The organism is Shewanella sp. 553, assembly GCF_059338375.1.
This window is the reverse complement of the sequence record NZ_CM181701.1, coordinates 2406331-2428321: the sequence shown is the minus strand read 5'-3', so window position 1 is coordinate 2428321 and position 21991 is coordinate 2406331. Positions and strand designations below refer to the sequence as shown.

Sequence of the window (21991 nt, the reverse complement as noted above, 5' to 3'; positions counted from 1 at the left end):
CTGTATGGCATCAAAACCCGATCGAGTAACGGCGATGTTGCAGCTTATCGAACAAGTTAAGCAGGAGCTTCCTTTAACTGAGCCGGCTCATTTTGTCTGCGGCCCAGAAGGGAGTTGTATCGGTTGCCCTAAAAAATTACTCGAGTTGGTTGATAGTGAATTATCTTATTGGGAAACCGCCATTGCCAATGGTGATATGCCGCAGCTTGGTGACATCTCCCGTTTCGGTAAACTGTGTAAAAACGTCCGGCGCGGGTTAAAACGTAGCGGAGTGTTATAGCGTAAAAATCTCATTATCGATGAGATTGATTTAGTCCCCAATTGACGCCTTAGGGTGGCGCTTACAGAGATAAACTTGATGTAAGGTCGTTGCCATCTGTTGCTGCATTTCTTACTATAACAAGCATTAGATACGTTCGTATCCTCCTCATTTTTAAACGAGAACTGATGAAATTTATCCACACCTCGGACTGGCATATCGGTCGTCAGCTACATAATCAAAGTTTGCTCGACGATCAGCGCCATGTGTTAGCGCAAATCATCGAATTAGCCAAGGCGCACCAAGTCGATGCCATCGTGGTGGCGGGTGATATTTACGATCGCTCCGTGCCGCCCGCCAACGCTGTGGCGCTGCTCGATGATGTGCTTAATCAGGTGGTCAATGAGCTAGGCATTCCGGTCATTTTAATTGCCGGCAACCATGATGGGCATGAGCGGTTAGCCTTTGCTTCGCGGCAGATGCTGAGCAGTGGTTTACATATTATTGGGCCGCTCAGTGACACAGTACGGCCGATTAAACTTGCCAGTGCAAGTGGTGATGCCCTCTTTTATCCGCTGCCCTATGTCGAGCCAGCAACGGTGCGTCATGTGCTCGATTGTGATGTGTCTAGCCATGAAGAGGCGATGGCAACACTGCTTGAGCAGGTTACAGAGCATGACAGTCAAGGGTTGCCAAAAGTAGTGATTAGCCACTGCTTCTTAGATGGCGGCAGTGAGTCAGATTCAGAGCGTCCCTTGAGTATTGGCGGCGCCGATAAAATTGCCCCACAGCTGTTTAATGATTTTAGCTATACCGCACTGGGGCATCTGCATGGCCCACAATACAAGGGCCAACCTCATATCCGTTATTCGGGCTCCATTTTGAAGTATTCCTTCAGCGAACAGCATCAACATAAATCGGTCACCTTGGTAGAACTCGATGAGGTCGGCGAGGTCAATATTGAGCTGTTGCCACTCACACCGCGTCGAGATGTACGTATTATCGAAGGTGAACTGGCGCAGTTATTAGCCGATGGTGTTAACGATCCCCAGCGAGACGATTATTTGATGGTGCGTTTATCCGATAAAAGCGCCATTTTAGATGCGATGGGCAAACTACGGACGGTGTATCCCAATGTGCTGCATCTTGAGCGGACAGGGCTGATGGCCCAAAGCGAGCAGCTTGCTATTCGCAGCGACCATATCAAAAAGGGTGAGTTAGCCATGTTTACCGATTTCTTTAGTCAAGTGGCCGGCGAGCCGATGACCGAAGAGCAGCAGCAATTAATGGCCGAGCTTCTCGACAGCTTGCATAAAGCGGAGGACTGCCAATGAGACCGTTAAGTTTGACCATGACGGCATTTGGCCCTTTTGCTACTGAGCAAGTGATTGATTTTAAATTGCTGGGTAAAAACCCCTTATTTTTAATCAATGGCCCTACTGGTGCGGGTAAAACCACCATCTTAGACGCCATCTGTTTTGCGCTTTATGGTAAAACCACCGGTGATGAGCGCGAAGGATCGCAGATGCGCTGCGATATGGCCGATGACGAGCGCCTCACAGAGGTGAGCTTTACCTTTGAACTCGGTGAGCGGCAATACCATATTCGCCGCGTACCAGAGCAACCTAGAGCCAAAAAAAGTGGCGATGGCTATACGGTACAAAAACCTGAAGCTCAGCTTACCTGTATTGAACGCGATGGCACTGAGGTGCTGTTGGTGGCAGCTAAGGTGTCGGAAGCAACTGCGCAGATAGAGCAATTAACCGGACTCGATGTGGATCAGTTTCGTCAAGTGATGGTATTGCCACAAGGTAAGTTTCGCGAGCTGCTGATGGCCGATTCTAAGGCGCGCGAAAAAATCTTCAGCCAACTGTTTCAAACTCATATTTATCGCAAGATTGAAGACAAACTCAAGCAGCAAGCCTTAGGCATTAAAAAAGAGGTTGAGGCGATGCGCAATCGCCGCGACGGAGTTTTGCAAGGCGCTGACCTTGAAAGCGATGCGGCGCTCAATGATGAGCTTAAAGCGTTGGCTCCTGAGCTTGCCAGCGCGACTGAAAAAAAGGCTAAGGTAGATAAACAAGTTCAACTGGTGAGTCAGCAACTGGAGCAGGCTAAGCAGTTAACCGATGAGTTTTCCGCGCTAGCACAGCTTAAGCTATTCGCTAGGCAGCTTGATGAGCAACAAGCACAGATCGACCAGCAGCAACAGCAGTTACTCGCCGCGCGCAATGCCAAGTTGCTGCAACCCGTTTATCAGGCGGTTGAATCTCGCAAACAGGAGTTAACCGACGCTACCGAGCAGCAATTAAAGTCGCAGGCGCATCTGCAGCAAAGTGAGGCTTTGCTCAATCAAAGCCTTGCAGCAATAGAGACGCTCCCCGCACTAGAAACTCAGCAGCAACAGACATTAACCACTGCCGAGCAGCGCCGCACGTTATTACCGCAACTTAAACAGCTTGAGCAACTGAAGGCCCATGTGAGTGACAGCCAGCAGCAGATGACTCATGCGGAGCAGCAAGGTAAGCAAACAAAAGCACAACTGGCGCAGTTAAATGATGAAAAGCTTGCTGCCCAGGCCCAAGTGCCACAGTTAAAAGCCCATAGTCAGCAGTTACTCACCTTGCAGCAACAGATAAGTGATAATAAACATCATCTGCAATTTTATGCTCAGTGGCAGCGCGGCAGCGCTGAGGTGGAACAAATCAATGCTCGCTTAGTTAATGCAAAAGAGCGTGGCGCGCAATTAAAAGAGCAGCATCAACAGTGCCAAGTTTATAGTCAAACGTTGACGTTACGCTGGCATCAGGGCCAGGCGGCCATCCTCGCGGCAAAGTTATCAGTCGGCGAAGCGTGTCCGGTATGCGGCAGTCTTGAGCATCCACAGCCCGCACAAAGTGAGCAGGTCGTGCCTACAGATGAGGAGCGCGAAGCGGCGCAAGCTAATGAGCAGAGTGCATTAGCTGAGTTGACCAATGCACGCTCAGACTACCGTCAGCTAATAGAAAAATTAAAGGATGTTGAGCAAAGAAACCGTGAGTTAGCGGAGCAGCTACCGGGTATCGACAGCCTCACTCAAGCTGGTCTTGAAACCACGCAGGGGCAGCTTGAACAACAATTTGCAGCGGCGACGAAAGCGCAGCAACAACTGGTTGATATTGACAGCCGCCTTACATCGGTGCAGCAGCAAGAGCAGCGGCTTAATCTACAGCTTGAGCAAGAGCGCGAACAATATCGCCAACTTGAAAAACAGTTTAATGAAAGCGCAGGCCAGCTTAAGCAGTTACAGGCCGCGATACCGCAAGAGCTGACCAACTTAGCGGCACTAGAGCAAGAGATCAATAAGCTGGAGCAAACTGCAGCGCAGTTGAAGCTGCAGATTTCATCTTTGCGTGGGCAACATACTCAAGCCGAGCAGCGAGTAGCCAGCGCTGCGGCGCAACTGCAATCAGCGAATGAAACATTAGCAAGAGCACAGCAGCAACATCTGCTTGCCGTCAATGAGTTTGAACGACAGTTGCAAGCCTCTAAGTTTGACTCCTTATCCGCATTTAATCTTGCCATGCAACCAGACGAGAACATGGCGGTTTTAGAGCAGGAGATCAAGCAATATGAGCAGCGCTGTATTACTAATCAAGCTAATATTGCGCAATTAGAAACCAAACTTGCTGACAGCACACGACCCGATATCGCAGCGATAACAGCCAGTAAGACACAGCTTGAAATAGCGCAGCAAAATGTGCTTAATCAGTGGCAACAACTGAGCGGCCGTATGCGACAACTGGAGCAAACTGCAGAGCAGCTCAACAGCCTAGACATGCAATCGAAAAAGCTTGAAGCCCAGTATGCGGTAGTCGGGACATTGTCCGATGTCGCCAATGGCAATACGGGTAATAAGATAAGCTTGCAGCGTTTCGTGCTCAGTGTGCTACTCGATGATGTGTTACTTGAAGCCAGTCATCGATTACAAATGATGAGTAAGGGGCGTTATCGCTTACTTCGTAAAGAGGATAGGGCTAAAGGCAACAAAGCCTCAGGGCTCGAACTTGAGGTGGAAGATGCCTACACCGCGAAAGTGCGCTCGGTGGCGACCTTAAGTGGCGGAGAAAGCTTTATGGCGGCGCTATCGATGGCACTGGGATTATCGGATGTGGTGCAAGCCTATGCGGGCGGCATTAAACTCGATACCCTATTTATTGATGAAGGTTTTGGCAGTTTGGACCAAGATTCACTCGAACTGGCCATAAGAACATTAATGGATCTGCAATCGGCAGGGCGTATGGTGGGGGTGATCTCCCATGTGAGTGAGATGAAAGAGCAGATTGGCAGCCGCCTCGATATCATTAAAACGGCGACGGGCAGTACCATTAAGGTTATTTTACCTTAATCTTAATTTTATGATTGCTGAAGATAAACGTGCTGTAATGGCACGTTTTTTATAAGTAAAATGCCACATTTATCGGTTTGAGTCGATAATGTGGCGTTTTATTAGCTTAATTTGTGCTCTCGACCTATTTGTATCTGGCGAAAATTTTGATATAACTTGCCCTCGGCTTTCCTGCTCATGGGATAAGACCGTTTAATTGATAACCACCATAATAAAAAGTAGAGGCTAGGTTGCGAACAAATAAATTTTCTTTGGTCACTATGTCTCTAACCCGTTTGGTGGCGCTACCGTCACCCCATAAGCAACTGTTAATGATCACGGGTGGGTTAGTCGGCATAGCACTGTTATGGCCGAGTCAGCAACAGATGCTACCGCAGCGGATCCCTGTCGCGCTTGATATTGAATCATTCGTGCAGCCAGCAGAGCAGATGCTAACTGAGACGGTTGTTGCTCGTCCTGATTACGTCAAAACCATCGTCAGCGGCGATACCTTAAGCGGCCTGTTTTTAGATGCTAATGTCGATCAACAAACCATGTATAAGGTGCTCGAAGCCGATCTCAATATTTTGGCCTTAGACACATTAAAACCGGGCAATATTATTCGATTTTGGCTCGATGACAGTGGCCAATTAACGCAACTAGAGCTGTATTTTAATGCCGCTCGTCAAGTGGTTTTTAGCCGCTACGAGGAAGGCGGCTTTAATGTTGAAGAGATCAATATTGAGGGCATTTGGCAAAATCGCTCACTGACGGGGGATATCCAAGGCTCCTTTTACCTATCGGCGCAGCGCGTTGGGCTTAACGCTGCTGACATTCAACGTATCGAATCACTACTCAAAGAAAAGCTCAACTTTGCCCGTGACTTGCGTGCCGGTGATACCTTTTCAGTATTAATGAGCGAACAGTATATTGACGGCGAAGTCACGGGAAATCGTGACATTTTAGGGGTAAACATTCAGCGTGGCCGCAGCAGTATTAATGCTTATCAAAACAGTGATGGTAACTTTTATGATGAACAAGGCCGCAGCTTAGCCAGAGCATTTCAACGTATACCATTAGACAAAAATTACCGTATTAGCTCTCGTTTTAACCGTCACCGTCACCATCCTGTCACGGGGCGCACTGCACCGCATAATGGTACCGATTTTGCCACGCCAGTGGGCACCAAAATTGTGGCCCCAGGTGATGGTATCGTGTCGTTAGTGACAGATCATCGTTATGCAGGTAAGTATGTGGTGATTGAGCATGGCAACAAATATCGCACCCGTTATCTGCACCTTTCCAAAGCCTTAGTGCATAAAGGCCAGCGAGTATCCCGGGGTCAAGTGATTGCGTTATCGGGTAAAACGGGGCGAATAACCGGTCCACACCTGCATTATGAGTTTCACGTTAATGGTCGCCCAGTCGATCCGATGAAAGCGAATATTCCCATGGCGAGTAAATTGTCCAATAAACAGATGAAGGAGTTTGCGCAGTTAGTGAAGGTGCGCAAAATGATCATGGGACAAAGCTAGTGTTCCCAAGCGTGGTAGTTGTTTCACCCAACATCTCGTTATAAAAAAGCCGCTAATATAGCGGCTTTTTTATGTCGTTACGTTGGACTCTAGTTCAAGCATGGTGAGCCACAAACGTAAATCAAACTCTAGTTGGTGGTAATCATTTTCCATATGGCAGCAGAGTTGATAAAACGCTTTATTATGATCTTTCTCCTTTAAATGCGCCAATTCATGTACCACCACCATGCGTAGCAAGGGTTCGGGGATATAACGCAACTTAGAGGAGATGCGGATCTCATTTTTGGTCTTGGTTTTGCCACCATGATTTTTAGCGATGTAACTGTGTAAACCCAAGGCCTGCTTTTTTAAGGTGATCTTGTCATCGTAGAGCACCTTATTAAGTGGTTGCGACTTTTTGAGATAACGGTTTTTAAGCGCGATAGTGTAATCGTACAGGGCTTTGTCGCTGCGGATATCGTGAATGTCGGGATAACGCTGTTGCAGGACGTTCTTGAGTCGATTTTGTGCAATAAGTGCCTCGACCTGAGTAATTATCTCGGGGCGGTAACCTTGTAGGTAATGAAGATGGGTCATGTGATCTTAGCCGAACTCATATCGGCCGGGCTAGGGTGCCCGGCGTGCTTTGGTGAATAAAGCTTGCGCGATGGCGGCAATTATTCAGGTTTGGCAAAGATACGTTGGTTATGATAAGCGTAAGCTACTTCAAAGGCATTCTTTTGGAAACGCTTAAGGTCGAGCCCATCAAAATCCACCATAGGCGGGTTGCGCTTGAGTTGCTCTTTGATGGTCACAGGTGAGATCAAGTGTACAGGTAGGCCGCACAACTGGATTGCCGCTTCCATCTTAAAACTGGTGGCACTGCCAGCAAGCTTACCTTTTTGCTCACGCTCGATTAAAACCACTTCATCGACTTTGTAGTCTTCCATCAATTTACAAAAGGCAAAATGAAACTCTTTAATCGATTCTGTTTTAGCCGAATTTGATACCGTTAATGAACGAGAACGGCATTCTGGCACGTTAAAGGTTTCACCTTCATAACTTAATAAACTGATGATGGCTTCGCCACCTTTTAACTCAACGCCACAAACTCTCATGATAAACCTAATAATAAAACTGTAATGGGGTTATTGTAACCTTAATTGGCATAATGAGCAGCAGTTGCTAAAACAAATTACGCCATAAAAATCATCTTTTGCTGTAAATCCTAGCCGTTATGCAAGGGATCCCAAAGCGTTGAGCGGCTGGTTGGCCGCTCATTTTACAAAGTGTGGTTATTCTTCAGGGGTGTCTTGCAAGGTAGACTTAGGTTTGCGCAGCATAGGCGCATCGCCAATATCGACACCTGTGATAAAGCGTTTATCGCGGTTATCTTTGGTCTTGGCTGTGGATTTTGCCTTAGCGGGTCTAGCCTTGTTTTGCGCCGCTTTTTTAGCGGTGGCCGGCTTACCTTTAGGTTTTGCTTTGAGGCCGCTAAATTTGGGTTTTAACCCTGCTATTTCGCTTAGTTCAAATGTGCGGCGTAAAAATAGCTGCACTTGTTTGAAATTGTCCCAATCTTTTGGGCCCACAAGTGATATAGCATCACCTTTAGCACCAGCACGGGCGGTACGGCCAATGCGGTGAATATACTCTTCGGCTAACTTGGGCATATCGAAGTTAATCACCAAAGAGACGTTGAGTAAGTCTAAGCCGCGTGAAGCCACATCAGTGGTGACCAAGATCTGTTGTTGACCGCGGCTGAATTGATCCATTATCTGATTACGTGCCGACTGCTTTAGCTCGCCGCTCAGTGAGGCGGTGGTAAAGCCTTCATCGGCGAGTTTTGTGGCTAGACGGTCGGTATCACTGCGGGTGGCAGTAAAGATGATCACCTGCTTATGTTGTTCTTGCTTCAGGAGCGTCAGTAACAGCTTTTCTTTGTGGCCTAAGTTATCGCACAGATAGACTTTTTGGGTAATATCTTGGTTTTCAACGTTTGAAGCCCCAATCGACACATGCACGGGCTCTTTTAGCAGTTCAGCCGCTATCTCGTTAATTTCACCATGATCTAGCGTCGCAGAGAACATCAACGTTTGACGACGTTTATGATCAGCCGCTTGGTTAATGGCGCGCAGCTGCTCGGCAAAGCCTAAGTCGAGCATTCGGTCGGCTTCGTCAAGGATAAGTAACTCAAGCCCGTTGAGGTGCAGATGACGCTGCTTAAGGTGATCGGCTAAGCGGCCTGGTGTCGCCACCACAATATGGGGATCTCTGGCGAGGGCTTTCGCTTGGTCATTAAAATTTTCGCCACCGAGAATTTTAAGCGCCTTATATTGCGTATTGGCAACCAATAGTCGTAACTGGCTGTACACTTGCGTTGCCAGCTCTCGAGTTGGCAATAAAACGAGTACGCGAGGATCGCGTTTACTCAATGCTTTGGTCGAGATAATACGCTGCATAGCGGGCAGTAAAAACGCCAAGGTCTTACCCGAGCCGGTTTTAGACGATGCCATTAGATCCTTTCCCGATAGGCCTACAGGTATCGATTGCTCTTGGATCTCGGTCGGCTTGTCGATGCCCATATGTTCTAGGCTGGTTAGTAGGCGTTTATCGAGTGAAAAATCTGAAAATTGCAAAGGTGTGCTCCAAAATATCAATAAGAGCGCATTATACATCGACTTGGGGCTTTCAGCCATTAGGATTAGTGCTTGTGGACGACGGATATCGTAATCCCGTTAAATAAGCCATTTTCGCGCGCCATGCTTTAGCCTATGATGGATGGCAGATAAGGGGTATGCCTCTAATTGATACTAGGCAGCAATGAGTAAGGGAGATAATAGATGGCGACAATCGGTATCGCGTTAGGCAGCGGCGCAGCCAAGGGCTGGGCGCATATTGGGGTGCTTAATGAATTAGCCAAAATGGGGATCAAACCAGACAAAGTCGCGGGCTGCTCTATTGGTTCAATCGTCGGTGCTGCCTATGCCCAAGATCACCTGAACGAACTGCAACAATGGGTGAGTGGTTTTTCCAGTTGGGATGTCCTTGGCTTAATGGATTTAAGCTGGCGTAAAGGTGGCTTAATTGGCGGTGAAAAGGTATTTGATGTGATGCAGCAGCATATTGGCGTGCTCGACATTGAACAGATGAAGCGTCCCTTTGCCGCCGTGGCAACTGACTTGTATAGCGGGCAGGAGATCTGGTTTCAACGCGGCAATTTACGCCATGCGGTGCGCGCCTCGTGTTCAATGCCGGGCATCTTGCCTCCGGCTCGCATTGGCGATCGTTGGTTGGTTGATGGTGCAGTGGTTAATCCTGTGCCGATATCTGTGAGTCGGGCGATGGGCGTCGATTTAGTGATTGCGGTCGATCTTTATGGCCATCGTAAGACGCGCATAGAGCAACTGCCCGTGTCGTTGTCGTCTAGCGCGCAAGCGTCGGTGCCAACCGCAGAGGAGGCAAAGGCTCAAGGACAAGATGTCGGCTTTATGGATCTGCTGGCGCGAGGCCGAGAATATGTGTCGGGATTAACCGATAAGTTTTCTCTGGGTAATCGCAATCAACCAGGGATGTTGGCTGTGATGTCACAATCGATGGATATTTTAGAGCAGCGCCATAAACGGGTACGGTTAATGGGCGATCCTCCCGAACTGCTGATCACCCCAAATGTGGCTGACATCGGCACCATGGAATTTCATCGGGCTAATGAAGCGATAGCCGCCGGAGAGCAAGCGGTGAAGCAGGTGGCTCATGTTATCACCACTATGCTGGAAGAGTTTCCGCATAAATAATCAATTTAAACGGCTATTACTTGCTTATCAGTTAAGGCGATTAAATTTGGTTGCCTAGCGTGTCAATAGACGCTATGCGGACTTGATAGTGATTCGATGATATTTAATCAGGTAAGACCTAAGGTATTTATTAGCTATCATCGGATCTCTTGCGGTATTTTGTTAAAAAACGGCCTAGTTTTTGCTTTAACAGAGTATTCGTTTAGCTGTCGTCGATATTTTGACAATGAATTCAATTAGTCATCTTCCAACAACTTCAAGTCATCAACAGGTTGCCGACGCCTATAGTGGTGCGGTTAATCATCAAACTCAAGGCGCTAATGCTCCAGCTGACAGGGTGAGCTTAGGCGAGCGAACAGGCCCAGTACAGGCAAACGGGGCGACTATCCCTCAAGAAGAAGTGTCGTTATCGCCTCGGGCGCAGCGAGCACAAAAAATTGAGGCGATGGCGGGCGACTTTTTTAGTGCTGGCGAGTTTAGTATCAATGATATCCCTAAGCTTATTCAGCGGTTACATCAAGATGGTATCTTGTCAGATAACCAGCTAAATCGCTTAAGCTCTGCAGGGTTTGAGATCCCAGAGCCCAATGAGGCGTCGCAATCACTGCTGGACTTTATTGACAGTAAGCAAGCAGGGTTAACGCAATCGGAGCCTGATAAGGCGCAGCATAAAATGCTCGATGACGCTAAAACCGTGCTGAATAACATGGACGGTATTGATGGCGCATTATACAGCCAAACCGCCGCTCGAGTATCGGCGCAGTTAACTGTGTTGATCAATGCCGATACCAATATGCCTGCCATGGAAAAAGAGCAGTGGCAAGGATTAAAATCGACCATGCAATTAGCTGCCTCGATGGGAAATTCACAACAATCGAGCGGCCAATTAAGCAGTTATTTGGCGTTATCTAAGCGGCTTACGTAACTTACCTACACTTATCCACAGTTTGTCCCGACTTTTTACATTATCTAGCCTTGTTTCGATGCTTGGTCAAGGCCACTTTTTAAGATAAGTGGCCTAGTTTGCAGTAATCTTTTGTCGCAAAATACCATCGGTAAAATCATGATCTGGATCAAGGTACTTCAAGTGACTTTGTAGCTTAATGCGCTACATATTGTGTCTTAATGTTTTCTTGGCACTATATATGGTGTCATTTTAAACGTTACTTGAGGAGATATTAAACAATGCCAGTAGTTATTAAGCGGGATGGTTACCGCACGCCTTTTGACGAAACAAGGATCAGAGATGCGGTAATTGCCGCTGCAAACTCAGCAGGTATTGATGATGTTGCCTATGCTACTCAAGTCGCGAGTCAAGTGAGCCGTGCCATGGCTGATGTGGCCGAAGTGGATATTCACGATCTGCAAGACGCCGTTGAAAACCAACTGATGGAAGGCCCCTATAAAGCCTTAGCGCGCGTGTATATCGAATATCGTCACGATAGAGATGTCCATCGAGAGCAGAGCAGTCGACTTAATCGCGATATTCGTGGCCTAGTTGAACAAAGTAATGCTGCCTTGCTTAACGAAAACGCCAATAAAGACTCAAAAGTGATCCCCACTCAGCGTGATCTGCTCGCCGGTATTGTGGCCAAGCATTATGCGACTCGCCATATTTTACCCAAAGATGTGGTGTCGGCCCATGAAGCCGGTGAGATCCATTATCATGATTTGGATTACGCGCCTTTTTTCCCGATGTTTAACTGCATGCTAATTGATTTAGCTGGCATGTTGACCCACGGTTTTAAGATGGGCAACGCCGAAATTGAAACCCCAAAATCGATCTCTACGGCCACAGCGGTTACGGCGCAAATTATTGCTCAGGTAGCAAGCCATATTTATGGTGGCACCACCATTAACCGCATCGATGAAGTGCTGGCGCCATTTGTGGCTAAAAGCTATGACAAACATTATCAAGTGGCCTTAAAGTGGGGCATTACAGATGCTAAAGCCTTTGCCACCGCGCAGACAGAAAAAGAGTGTCACGATGCGTTTCAGTCGTTGGAATATGAGGTCAACACCTTACATACCGCCAATGGGCAAACCCCGTTTGTGACTTTTGGTTTTGGTTTAGGCACCTCGTGGGAGTCGCGATTAATTCAAGCCTCAATGATGAAAGTGCGTATGGCTGGGCTGGGTAAAAACCGTAAAACGGCCGTGTTCCCCAAACTGGTGTTTGCTATTCGAGATGGTATAAATCATAAGCAAGGTGATTGTAACTACGATATCAAGCAGTTAGCACTAAAATGTGCCACCATGCGCATGTATCCAGATATTTTAAATTATGAGCAAGTCGAAAAAGTCACTGGCTCATTTAAAACTCCAATGGGCTGTCGTAGTTTTTTAGGTACCTACGAAGAAGACGGCGAGTTGGTGCATGATGGGCGTAATAACTTGGGTGTGGTGAGCTTAAACTTGCCGCGAGTCGCCTTAGAAGCCAATGGTGATGAAGCGCGTTTCTTTGCCATTTTAGATCAACGTTTAGCCATTGCTAGACGCGCATTAGATACACGTATCGAGCGGCTCGAAGGAGTCAAGGCGCGCGTTGCCCCGATTTTATACATGGAAGGGGCATGTGGTGTACGTTTGCGCGCCGATGATGATATTAGCCAGATCTTCAAAAATGGCCGCGCATCAATTTCGTTAGGTTACATAGGGCTGCATGAAACCGTTAATGCGCTTTATGGTAATCAAATACACCTGTTTGACAGTGAGCAGCTGCGCGCCAAAGCGATTGCCATTATTGAACACCTCAAAGCGGCAACAGTGCGCTGGCGTGAAGAGTCCGGTTATGCCTTTAGCTTATACAGCACACCGAGTGAAAACCTTTGTAGCCGTTTTTGTAAGCTCGACACTAAGGCTTTTGGGGTGATTGATGGCGTGACCGACAGAGGTTACTACACCAACAGTTTCCATTTAGATGTGGAAAAAAAGGTCAATCCTTACGATAAGTTGGATTTTGAGATGCCTTATCCAGCATTGACCAACGGTGGATTTATCTGCTACGGCGAATATCCCAATATGCAGCATAATATTGAAGCACTCGAAAATGTGTGGGATTACAGTTATAGCCGAGTACCTTACTATGGTACAAATACGCCGATTGACGAGTGTTATGACTGTGGTTTTACTGGTGAATTTAGCTGTACCAGTAAGGGCTTTACCTGTCCTAAATGCGGTAATCATGAGCCTAGTAGAGTCTCTGTGACACGTCGAGTGTGCGGTTATTTAGGCAGCCCAGACGCGCGGCCATTTAACTATGGCAAACAAGAAGAGGTTAAGCGCCGGGTAAAACACCTGTAGGCGTTAAGGTGAATGTAGGCGCGCTGATGCGCGCCTTAGTGTTAATAGGCTTGAGGCATAGATGAATTACCAGCAATACTTTCCAGTCGATGTGGTCAATGGCCCAGGTACGCGAGCGACCTTGTTTGTGTCTGGTTGCGAGCATCAATGCCGCGGCTGTTATAATCAGTCGACTTGGAGCGCAGCAGCGGGTCATCTATTCGATGCCGCCATGGTTGAGCAGATCATCACGGATCTGCAAGATACCCGTATCGTGCGCCGGGGGTTATCATTATCGGGCGGCGATCCGCTTTACCCGCAAAATGTGGCCCAGATACTTGCGCTAGTAAAGCGTGTTAAGCATGAGTGTCCAGATAAAGATATTTGGCTGTGGAGCGGTTATCGCTTAGATGAATTATCGACAGCCCAGCGCCAGGTGCTGCATTATGTTGATGTGTTGGTGGACGGTAAATTTGAGCAACATCTTGCCGATCCAAGCTTAAGATTTCGTGGCAGTAGCAATCAGATGATCCACCATTTCAAGCAATAGTGATATAATGTCGGCCAAACAGATAGGCGCAGTCAGCAATCTTGCATGATTGGCCGAGTATTATCGATTTACTTTAAGGCAAGTTAATGAATTTAAAGCAAGAGTTACAGCAACTTAATGACCGACTCGACAAATGTCGTCGTAAATTAGATGCGGCAGAAAAACGCGGTGATCACGCGGTGATTTTGCAGTTTAAGCAAGAGATCAATGCTGTAACGAAACAGATTGCCCATGTTAAAAACCAACAGACTCGCTTGTTGAACAAAAAAGGTACCGATGTAAAGTCGCTGCCTTTTAGTCGCGCACTGACTAAAGCAGAGCAAGCCGATATGGGCAAATTAAAGAAATCTGTCAAAGGATTAGTGGTTGTGCATCCAATGACTGCATTAGGGCGTGAAATGGGCTTAACCCAAGTCACAGGCTTCGCCCCGAAAGCGTTTTAATCCTCCATTGCCACTATTTGATTAGCATACGTGAGCGATATCCTATCGCTTATTGTGTGCTCGGCGTATGCTTAGCACTTTCAAATACGCTAGGGTGAAGTAATAACCGATGCAAGTACTCGGCTATTTCACTGTAAGGCAAAAACACATAAAATGCTCAGTCTGATAGTAAGGCCGCATCCTAGCCTTAGTTATTTTCTACCTCTTTTTTTGACTCGGACAGAGCGAGTAGTAAAGGTTATTTCATGTCAATTAAGTATGTCGCCACTTCAAAGTTACCTACGCCTTGGGGCGTATTCGCCATGCATGGTTTTGAAGACACAGACACTGGCAAAGAACATGTTGCACTCACTTTTGGTCAACTAGATGCCAATACCCCCATACTTGGGCGCATTCATTCAGAATGTTTAACTGGTGATGCGCTGTTTAGTTTGCGTTGCGATTGCGGTTTTCAACTACAAACGGCGATGCAAAATATTGCCGAGGCAGGCCAAGGCTTTATTTTATACCTTCGCCAAGAGGGACGAGGCATAGGCTTACTCAATAAAATCCGTGCCTATGAACTACAAGATCAAGGCGCTAACACGGTCGAAGCAAATGAGCGACTCGGTTTTGAAGCCGACATGCGCAAATATGACATGATCAAGCCGATGATGGAGAAAATTGGCGTACATCAAGTTAAATTGATGACCAATAACCCCCGTAAAGTTAAAGCAATGAAAGCGCTTGGCATTGATGTGGTTGAACGTGTTCCGCTGCAAGTGGGTAAAAATCGCTACAATGAAGCGTATTTAAAAACCAAGTCAACAGAGTTGGGACATATGATGTCTGAGTATCATTTTACTGAAGAAGCAAACGTCGTTAAGCCCCCTAAGGCTGAGTAACGTTCGCGCTTTTTTAGTGTGTCAACGCTATCAAGACACTGCGGCGATTGCGGCAGTGTCCTTGGTTGCCGCGCTTAGCTTCTTTACTCTCTGCCTGCAAAACCTGCAAAACCTGCAAAACCTGCAAAACCTGCAAAACCTGCAACATCAAAATGACAGTTGCGGTGTCGTGCTTTCATAGCACTTTTAGCTTTAGTGCCTATCTATGCGAATCGCAAGTAGGTTATTTGAGCGGGCTATCTTATGCAATAAGCTGATGATGACGGCGGTAAAGCCCGTTAATATGCCAGCTTAACTCTTTCCCCAAATCTGTGCGTTAGTACGGCCGGTATCGGCACCTTTAGCTGCACTCTTGTTGCTGCTCGCAGGGCTTGCCACTCGAGTAGATGTGCGTACCTCACTGTCCGCTTTCGGCTTAGGTAGCGGTAGCTTATTCATTTTGAGGTAAAGGTATTCCACTTTTTCTCTGGCCCAAGGCGTTTTACGTAAAAACTTAAGGCTAGATTTAATACTAGGATCATGATTAAAACAACGAATGTCGATACGTGTGCCCAGTTCTTCCCACCCATAATGGTCAACTAAATCGGTGAGAATTGTTTCGAGTTTAATGCCGTGCAGAGGATTATTTGCTTGTGTCATATTGTGCGATTGTCCATGTAAATTAGGCTGATTATATCAGTTTATATGGAGGTGGGTTGATAAAAAACCACTCGCTCCAGCTTCCCGCTTTGGCGTTATTGGGTTTTATCGGTATTAGGTTGCCTTATTACCTTATTGCCTTTTCGCATTGACGCATGGTTGGTGTTTTGTGCTGATAACCTATCAGTTCAGCTTAAAGGATGTGCTGTTAATGGATGTGTAGCCAAGGGGAGGCGCCAAGTTATTCATAAAAAAGGCACCCATAGGTGCCTTTATCATGGATTTAAACAGAGCCTGCAGCTTATTTGGTTTGCTGCTGGCTTAGAGTCTGATAGCCACCACCATTATAAGTGTGGGTATAACCTTGTTCAATTAAACTCATTTGGGCTATATCGCTGCGACGTCCGCTACGGCAGTACAGCACCACATTGGTCGCTTTATCTATATCACGCTTAGCAAATTCAGCGGCAATATTTTCAAATGGGATGTTAATTGCATTGGCTAAATGCCCCTGGGCAAACTCTTCAGGGGTACGCACATCGACTATCATGGCGCCGTTATCTATCATCTTCCATGCGGTTTCAATGTCTTGTTCAGCCGCGATGCTAGGTGATGATAAGCCGATAGCGGCCACAAAAAGTAGCACAATCAGTGCGCCGAATCGGCTAAGTAATGTAGTGGCTTGTCCCACGTAAACTCCTTGGTATTAACTGTGTGATTTAGCGCGTTCAAGCTCGGCTTCACTCTTTACACCCAGTTTTTTCATTATCATGGCTGCAGGGCAAAACCCAGTAAAAGCGCTTTGTAATAGATTAGCGCCAACAAAGGCGGTAAGCCAGATAAAATTATGATGTACTAATGCCGTCAACGCGAGAGACAGTAACACCATAAAGCCAGCAAAAGCGAAAATACTACGTTCGATAGACATAATTAACTCCTTAATTAAGCGGCAGTATTTGCCGTTTTTTGTGGTATGCGGTGGCGCATCACTGTGTAATAGAGCACAGGGATCACTACCAGAGTCAGCAAGGTTGAGACTAAGATGCCGAAGATCAAACTGATGGCTAATCCATTAAAAATGGGATCATCCAGAATGAATAAGGCACCAATCATGGCCGCAAGGCCTGTCAACATAATGGGTTTTGCTCGGACGGCACCAGAGTGAATAACCGCCTGTTCAAAGGGCACGCCCGACTCGGTCTCCTGGTTAATAAAGTCGACCAGTAATATTGAGTTACGCACAATAATCCCGGCGAGGGCGATCATGCCGATCATTGAGGTGGCGGTAAATTGAGCTCCGAGCAGGGCATGACCCGGCATCACTCCTATGATGGTAAGCGGAATGGGAGCCATAATGATCAGCGGAACCGAGTAGGAGCGAAATTGACCCACCACTAAGAGGTAAATCGCAATCATGCCCACTGCATAGGCGATCCCCATGTCACGGAAGGTTTCGTAAGTAATTTTCCATTCGCCATCCCACAATACGGCAATGGTGTCTAAGCCTGAGGGTTGGTTGACATAATGCTGCTCAAAGCCCAAGCCTGTCTCGCTATCGATGTCGGCGGCCATCTCAAACATACCGTACAACGGGCTGTCTAGCGGCCCAGCCATATCGGCAACCACCATGATCATGGGGATCATGTTTTTATGAATAATGGGCGCATCTATGCTGCCTTTATTAATGCGCACCAATTCAGACACAGGCACTGAGTGACCGCTTTGGGTGGTGAGTCTGAGGTTTAATACCTGCTCAAGATCCATCTTGGCGGCCTCCTCAAGCTGTAACTTAATTGGCACTGGTGTGGTTTGATTGGGTTTATGTAAGTAGCTCACCTGCTTGCCGCCAATGGAGGTGGTCACCAGATCAACGATATTGCTGTAAGGCACGCCTAATAAACTGGCCTTAGCGCGATCGATGGACACCTGCCATTTTTGTTGCATCGCAGGCAGATAGATATCGATATCGACCACATCTGGAGTTTGCTGAAACAACGCTTGCAGCTGCAGGGCGGCGGTTTCTCTGAGCGCTTCGTTTGGCCCATACACCTCGGCCAAAATAGGTGACCATACCGGTGGGCCGGGAGGGACTTCAACCACCTTCACATTGGCATTATAGTGCGCCGCAGTAGCTTGCAGTGATTCGCGCACCGCTACGGCGATGCTGTGACTGTCACGATCGCGCTCAGATTTATCGACTAAATTGACCTGAATATCACCAAGCTCCTGTGTTTGGCGTAAAAAGTAATGGCGCACTAAGCCATTAAAGTTCATCGGTGCATTGGTGCCTGCATATAGCTGGTAATTTTCGACCTCGGCCACTTGGTTAAGCTGCTGTCCTAAGGCTTTAAGTACGCGCTGAGTTTGCTCCACCGGCGTGCCTTCGGGCATATCAAGCATCACTTGAAATTCTGATTTATTATCAAAAGGCAGCATTTTGAGTACCACCAGTTGAGTCACAGGCAAAGAGATCGCAATGGCAATGAGCACCACAATCCCAGCAGCCAGACCCAGACGAGCTTTACCCGCTTGTTTACCGTGTACAAAGGGTGAGATGAGCGCCGTAAACAGCGCGACCATGCGATTGCTGCTGGAGGTGTCGCTGCTCTCCTGGTGTTGGTGAGATGTATTTAACAGTTTAGTGGCCAGCCACGGGGTAACAATAAAGGCGATCGCCAGTGAGATTAACATCCCCATACTGGCATTAATGGGGATTGGGCTCATGTAAGGCCCCATGAGTCCAGACACAAAAGCCATTGGCATTAGGGCGGCAATGACGGTGAAGGTGGCCAATATCGTAGGGCCACCGACCTCATCCACGGCAATCGGAATTAACTGGGTAAATTGCCGTTGTCCCAGCGCCATATGGCGGTGGATGTTTTCTACCACGACTATGGCATCATCCACTAAAATCCCTATTGAAAAAATAAGTGCAAACAATGAGATTCGGTTTAAGGTGAAGCCCCATGCCCAAGAGGCAAAGAGGGTGATGGCCAAGGTAATAATAATGGCAATACCGACCACGATGGCTTCGCGTAACCCCATGGCAAGAAATACCAATACCACCACAGCCGAGGTGGCAAACACCAATTTCAAGATTAAGGTGTTGGCTTTATCTCCGGCGGTCTTACCGTAGTTACGCGATACCGTCACCTCTACGTCGGCAGGAATTAACACGTTGTTGACCGCATCAACGCGAGCCAAGATCTCATTGGCAATATCAACCGCGTTCTCACCAGGTTGTTTGCCAATGGCGATAGTGACCGCAGGGTAGGTGCCTTGTTTGTCGCTGTGCCACGCGTTTTGGGTCGGGATATCGCTGCTAAGGCTAATATCGGCTATGTCGGCGAGATACACAGGTGCACTGCGGCCGGACTCATCTTGATAGACAGCGACAACCAGTTGCTCAACTTCTTGTTGGGATTGTAAAAACTGCCCGGTTTGAATCTTAATTTCTTGGTTATCTTGAATAAGTGATACCGGCATGGAGACATGGTTATTGCTGGCAAGGCTATTGCTGATCGCGTCATAGGTTAAGCCGTAAAAGCTCATTTTTGCCGGATCGATACGTACATTAAGGCTCACATTATGGCTACCAACAGTGTAAATTTCGCGGGTACCCGGAATGCGTTTTAGCTCAGTTTCGAGCCCCTTAGCCACTTGAGTTAATTGTTCGGCAGAGGTTAAGGTCGACTTTGACCAGAGGGTCAGGCTGACAATGGGCACATCATCGATACCACGTGGCTTGATCTGGGGCTCGCCGACCCCGGCTTGAGTGGCCACTTTATCCATATTGGAGTAGACCTGATTGTACAGCTTTACAATCGCCTCGTTGCGGGGAATACCCACTTCAAAAATGGCGATCAGTAAGGCGCCATCAGGTTGTGAAAACGAATACAGGGTATCTATCCCTTTTATCTGCGACAGTACCTGCTCCATTGGTAGGGTGACTAATTGTTCGACTTCACTCGGAGTTGCGCCAGGAAAAGGAATATAGACATCGGCAAAGGTAACATCTATCTGTGGCTCTTCCTCTTTAGGGGTGACGAGTACCGCGAATAGCCCCAGTAAAATGCCGAGCAATGCCAATAGCGGTGTGATGGCGCTGAGTTGAAATAGTGCGGCGACTCGCCCGGAAAAACCCAGTGAATAGGGCTTGTTTTGTTGCTTGTCGCTATCTTGATTATGTGACGGCTTCATCTTATTTACGATTCCTATTAAACGGCCAAGTCCATTACAGCGCCATATTATTGGGCTAGGTTAAGTCGGACTTGATAAGCGTCAGTCGCGATGACATCGCCTGCGGTTAAGCCTGCAAGCACTTCAAATTGATCATCTCGTTGCGCGCCTAGGCGAACTTGGGTGAGTTGGAATGTCCCTTGTTGCTCAAGGTAGACTGCACTCATCTCATTTTGATAAATAATCGCCGATTGAGGAATGGTAATAGTGTTGCGCTGGCCTGCAATAAACTTGGCTTTAACCCACATGCCCGGCATTAAGTTACTCATGCCTTCAGGTAAATCAATGCGCGTTTTATAGCTATGACTCAAAGGATCGGCAAAGGAGAATATGGTTAACTGTTGTGATATCACTTTTTGGCCGTCGCTAAGCTGCAGTTCAACGCTAGATTGGTTCCGTAGGGCGTCGATATAACGCAGTGGTACATGGGTCACGGCGCGCATGTGCTCGGTTGAAAACCCACTGAGTAAAGCTTGACCTGGGGCGACCGTTTCACCCTCTTCAACATAACGCTGAGTCAACACGCCAGCAAAAGGGGCGCTGACCACGGTATATTGCAATGACTCATTGGCTTGCACGATCCGCGCTTTGGCGGCGCTAACGGCTTGCGCGCCCGAGCGGGCGGTGGCAATGGCTTGATCCATCTGTCCCTGTGAAATCGCGCCTTGCGGAAACAGCTCTTCAAAGCGGCGACGTTGTTTTTGCGCTTCTTCATTTTGTGCGCGGGCTCGGGCGTATTCGGCTTCTGCAGCGGCGAGCTCTGCACCTTGAGACTTACTGGTGATCTCGAGTAATGGTGCGCCTTGGGGCACAATATCATTCACATCATAATAAAGCTTAATGATCCTGCCTGAGGTTTGCGCCGATACGGTGGCAGATTTTACCGCTTCAAGCTGCGCATCTAAGGTGACCCAGTGGGGTTGCTCTTTTGCGGTGACGGTTAACGTCGGCAAGGTACTAGCGGACGCTGTAACATTCAGCAGTAATGGCAGCAATGTGATTGATAATAGATGTTGAATACGCATGAGACTAACGACCTCCAAAAACTTCATAAGAAAATTCTAATGAACTTTTCAAGCTTGTGCAATCTTTTATTAGAAAAATGCGATGAAGTGTTGCGATAGGTTTACGCTTCGACTTCATCTAATACATCTAACAACTTCATGTAAGGTATTTAATGACTTATGGTATTTCAATTTGCGCTTGCACCCGTTAGGTAAATGGTACTATTCGAGATTCTATCTGCGCGATTAATCATTAAGGTAATAGGTCAGTGTCGAGACCACTCTTATTTTTTTGATGCTGGGCGTGTTGCTATCGCGATCGGAAATAGTGAACTGCCCTTGAGAAGCCTGTTTGATTTTGCCCAATTTTGAGGCCGAATCGATAGCAAATTTTTCTGCTGTCTGGCGCGCATTCTCAGTGGCAGACTGCACCATTTGCGGTTTAATGTCGTTTAACTGAGTAAAAATAAATTCGGTGCGACTATCATAATCTTGGCTCGATATCGCAATACCTTCTTTGGCTAATTCCAATAGATTGCTTTGTATGCGCAGTAATAACTCAACGCGCTGAGTGTAAAGGGAGACAGTCACTTGTGCGGCGTAGCGATAACGCACATTAGGATCGACATAGCCTTGCGCCTGTCTGTCTTGGATAGAAGGCTGTGATATTGACACTTCATCACGGCTAAAGCCCTGTTTTATCAAGAAAGCAACCACCTTATCGGTTTTGCTTTGCACATTGAGGTAGAGGTTATTTAAGTCGTTATCCACCTCTGTGAAGCGGATGGGCCAAATGGCGGTATCCGCATTCACTTCCAATTCAGCCAGGCCTTTACGGTGACGGTGCGCTCCATGGCGCGCATAGTGATGAGGCTATTGCCCACTTGGCTGCCCAGCAGATAGAGACCAATGCAGATAAACGCGCCGAGCAGGATCGTGGGGAGTGATTTTTGCATAAAAAAGCGTCCTAATTGCTTGTTGTGCTTTATAAAGCATATGCTTGTTAAGGCTTTTTAT

General features: G+C 47.4%; 19 protein-coding genes and 1 pseudogene. 11 read left to right on the top strand and 9 right to left on the bottom strand.

Annotation, left to right across the window (positions count from 1 at the left end; all coding sequences use genetic code 11):
* The first annotated feature begins 4 nt into the window (after window positions 1-4).
* From AC5YBZ_RS10880 to AC5YBZ_RS10865, 4 genes are all read left to right on the top strand, one after another.
* Window positions 5-280, top strand: a complete 276-nt coding sequence (locus AC5YBZ_RS10880) for a hypothetical protein (protein ID WP_494523682.1) — start codon at window positions 5-7, stop codon at window positions 278-280.
* A 167-nt stretch (window positions 281-447) separates the two neighbouring features.
* Window positions 448-1593, top strand: coding sequence for an exonuclease SbcCD subunit D (locus tag AC5YBZ_RS10875; protein ID WP_494542901.1), 1146 nt, complete (start codon window positions 448-450; stop codon window positions 1591-1593).
* Window positions 1590-4646, top strand: a complete 3057-nt coding sequence (locus AC5YBZ_RS10870) for an AAA family ATPase (RefSeq protein WP_494542900.1) — start codon at window positions 1590-1592, stop codon at window positions 4644-4646. Before AC5YBZ_RS10875 ends, AC5YBZ_RS10870 begins: the two co-directional genes overlap by 4 nt.
* A 260-nt stretch (window positions 4647-4906) precedes the next feature.
* A complete protein-coding gene (locus AC5YBZ_RS10865; protein WP_494543718.1) occupies window positions 4907-6160 on the top strand; it encodes a peptidoglycan DD-metalloendopeptidase family protein in 1254 nt (417 codons plus the stop codon).
* A 69-nt stretch (window positions 6161-6229) separates the two neighbouring features.
* On the opposite strand, the gene AC5YBZ_RS10860 is transcribed toward AC5YBZ_RS10865, so the two are convergent.
* The 3 genes from AC5YBZ_RS10860 to AC5YBZ_RS10850 all read right to left on the bottom strand — a co-directional run bounded on the left by AC5YBZ_RS10860 (window position 6230) and on the right by AC5YBZ_RS10850 (window position 8778).
* Window positions 6230-6736 carry a M48 metallopeptidase family protein gene (locus AC5YBZ_RS10860; protein WP_475514264.1) on the bottom strand — a complete coding sequence of 169 codons (507 nt, stop codon included), beginning with the start codon at window positions 6734-6736 and terminating at the stop codon, window positions 6230-6232.
* An 80-nt stretch (window positions 6737-6816) separates the two neighbouring features.
* Complete coding sequence (locus AC5YBZ_RS10855) at window positions 6817-7257, bottom strand: DUF3010 family protein (RefSeq protein WP_110456136.1); 441 nt, start codon at window positions 7255-7257, stop codon at window positions 6817-6819.
* Between the two features lie 177 nt (window positions 7258-7434).
* Entirely contained in the window at window positions 7435-8778 is a 1344-nt protein-coding gene (locus AC5YBZ_RS10850; protein ID WP_494523679.1) for a DEAD/DEAH box helicase, read from the bottom strand.
* A 204-nt stretch (window positions 8779-8982) separates the two neighbouring features.
* Here AC5YBZ_RS10850 and rssA point away from each other — a divergent pair, with 204 nt between their 5' ends.
* The 7 genes from rssA to AC5YBZ_RS10815 all read left to right on the top strand — a co-directional run bounded on the left by rssA (window position 8983) and on the right by AC5YBZ_RS10815 (window position 15273).
* On the top strand, window positions 8983-9933 hold the full coding sequence (gene rssA / locus AC5YBZ_RS10845; protein WP_494523678.1) for a patatin-like phospholipase RssA: 951 nt from the start codon (window positions 8983-8985) through the stop codon (window positions 9931-9933).
* 226 nt (window positions 9934-10159) lie between these two features.
* Complete coding sequence (locus AC5YBZ_RS10840) at window positions 10160-10858, top strand: hypothetical protein (RefSeq protein ID WP_475514261.1); 699 nt, start codon at window positions 10160-10162, stop codon at window positions 10856-10858.
* 260 nt (window positions 10859-11118) lie between these two features.
* Window positions 11119-13236 carry an anaerobic ribonucleoside-triphosphate reductase gene (gene nrdD, locus AC5YBZ_RS10835; RefSeq protein ID WP_494542899.1) on the top strand — a complete coding sequence of 706 codons (2118 nt, stop codon included), beginning with the start codon at window positions 11119-11121 and terminating at the stop codon, window positions 13234-13236.
* A gap of 61 nt (window positions 13237-13297) precedes the next feature.
* Window positions 13298-13765 (top strand): anaerobic ribonucleoside-triphosphate reductase-activating protein, encoded by a 468-nt coding sequence (nrdG, locus tag AC5YBZ_RS10830; RefSeq protein WP_494523676.1) that lies wholly within the window; start codon window positions 13298-13300, stop codon window positions 13763-13765.
* Window positions 13766-13851: 86 nt separating this feature from the next.
* Complete coding sequence (locus AC5YBZ_RS10825; protein ID WP_494523675.1) at window positions 13852-14208, top strand: YibL family ribosome-associated protein; 357 nt, start codon at window positions 13852-13854, stop codon at window positions 14206-14208.
* A 245-nt stretch (window positions 14209-14453) separates the two neighbouring features.
* On the top strand, window positions 14454-15092 hold the full coding sequence (gene ribA, locus AC5YBZ_RS10820; protein ID WP_494523674.1) for a GTP cyclohydrolase II: 639 nt from the start codon (window positions 14454-14456) through the stop codon (window positions 15090-15092).
* Window positions 15093-15108: 16 nt separating this feature from the next.
* Window positions 15109-15273, top strand: a complete 165-nt coding sequence (locus AC5YBZ_RS10815; protein ID WP_494542898.1) for a hypothetical protein — start codon at window positions 15109-15111, stop codon at window positions 15271-15273.
* A gap of 110 nt (window positions 15274-15383) precedes the next feature.
* Here AC5YBZ_RS10815 and AC5YBZ_RS10810 read toward each other — a convergent pair whose 3' ends face one another.
* From AC5YBZ_RS10810 to AC5YBZ_RS10785, 6 genes and pseudogenes are all read right to left on the bottom strand, one after another.
* Window positions 15384-15731, bottom strand: a complete 348-nt coding sequence (locus tag AC5YBZ_RS10810) for a VF530 family protein (protein WP_494542897.1) — start codon at window positions 15729-15731, stop codon at window positions 15384-15386.
* A gap of 301 nt (window positions 15732-16032) precedes the next feature.
* Window positions 16033-16383, bottom strand: coding sequence for a rhodanese-like domain-containing protein (locus AC5YBZ_RS10805; protein ID WP_494543717.1), 351 nt, complete (start codon window positions 16381-16383; stop codon window positions 16033-16035).
* Window positions 16384-16437: 54 nt separating this feature from the next.
* Window positions 16438-16659: a YgaP family membrane protein gene (locus AC5YBZ_RS10800; RefSeq protein WP_475514254.1), complete on the bottom strand. Its 222-nt coding sequence runs from the start codon at window positions 16657-16659 to the stop codon at window positions 16438-16440.
* Window positions 16660-16673: 14 nt separating this feature from the next.
* The gene (locus AC5YBZ_RS10795; protein WP_494523672.1) at window positions 16674-19931 is read right to left on the bottom strand and encodes an efflux RND transporter permease subunit; all 3258 of its coding nucleotides are present in this window, start codon (window positions 19929-19931) and stop codon (window positions 16674-16676) included.
* A gap of 47 nt (window positions 19932-19978) precedes the next feature.
* The gene (locus AC5YBZ_RS10790; protein ID WP_494542896.1) at window positions 19979-21022 is read right to left on the bottom strand and encodes an efflux RND transporter periplasmic adaptor subunit; all 1044 of its coding nucleotides are present in this window, start codon (window positions 21020-21022) and stop codon (window positions 19979-19981) included.
* Window positions 21023-21220: 198 nt separating this feature from the next.
* A pseudogene (locus AC5YBZ_RS10785) lies at window positions 21221-21930 on the bottom strand (SIMPL domain-containing protein).
* Window positions 21931-21991: the final 61 nt, after the last annotated feature.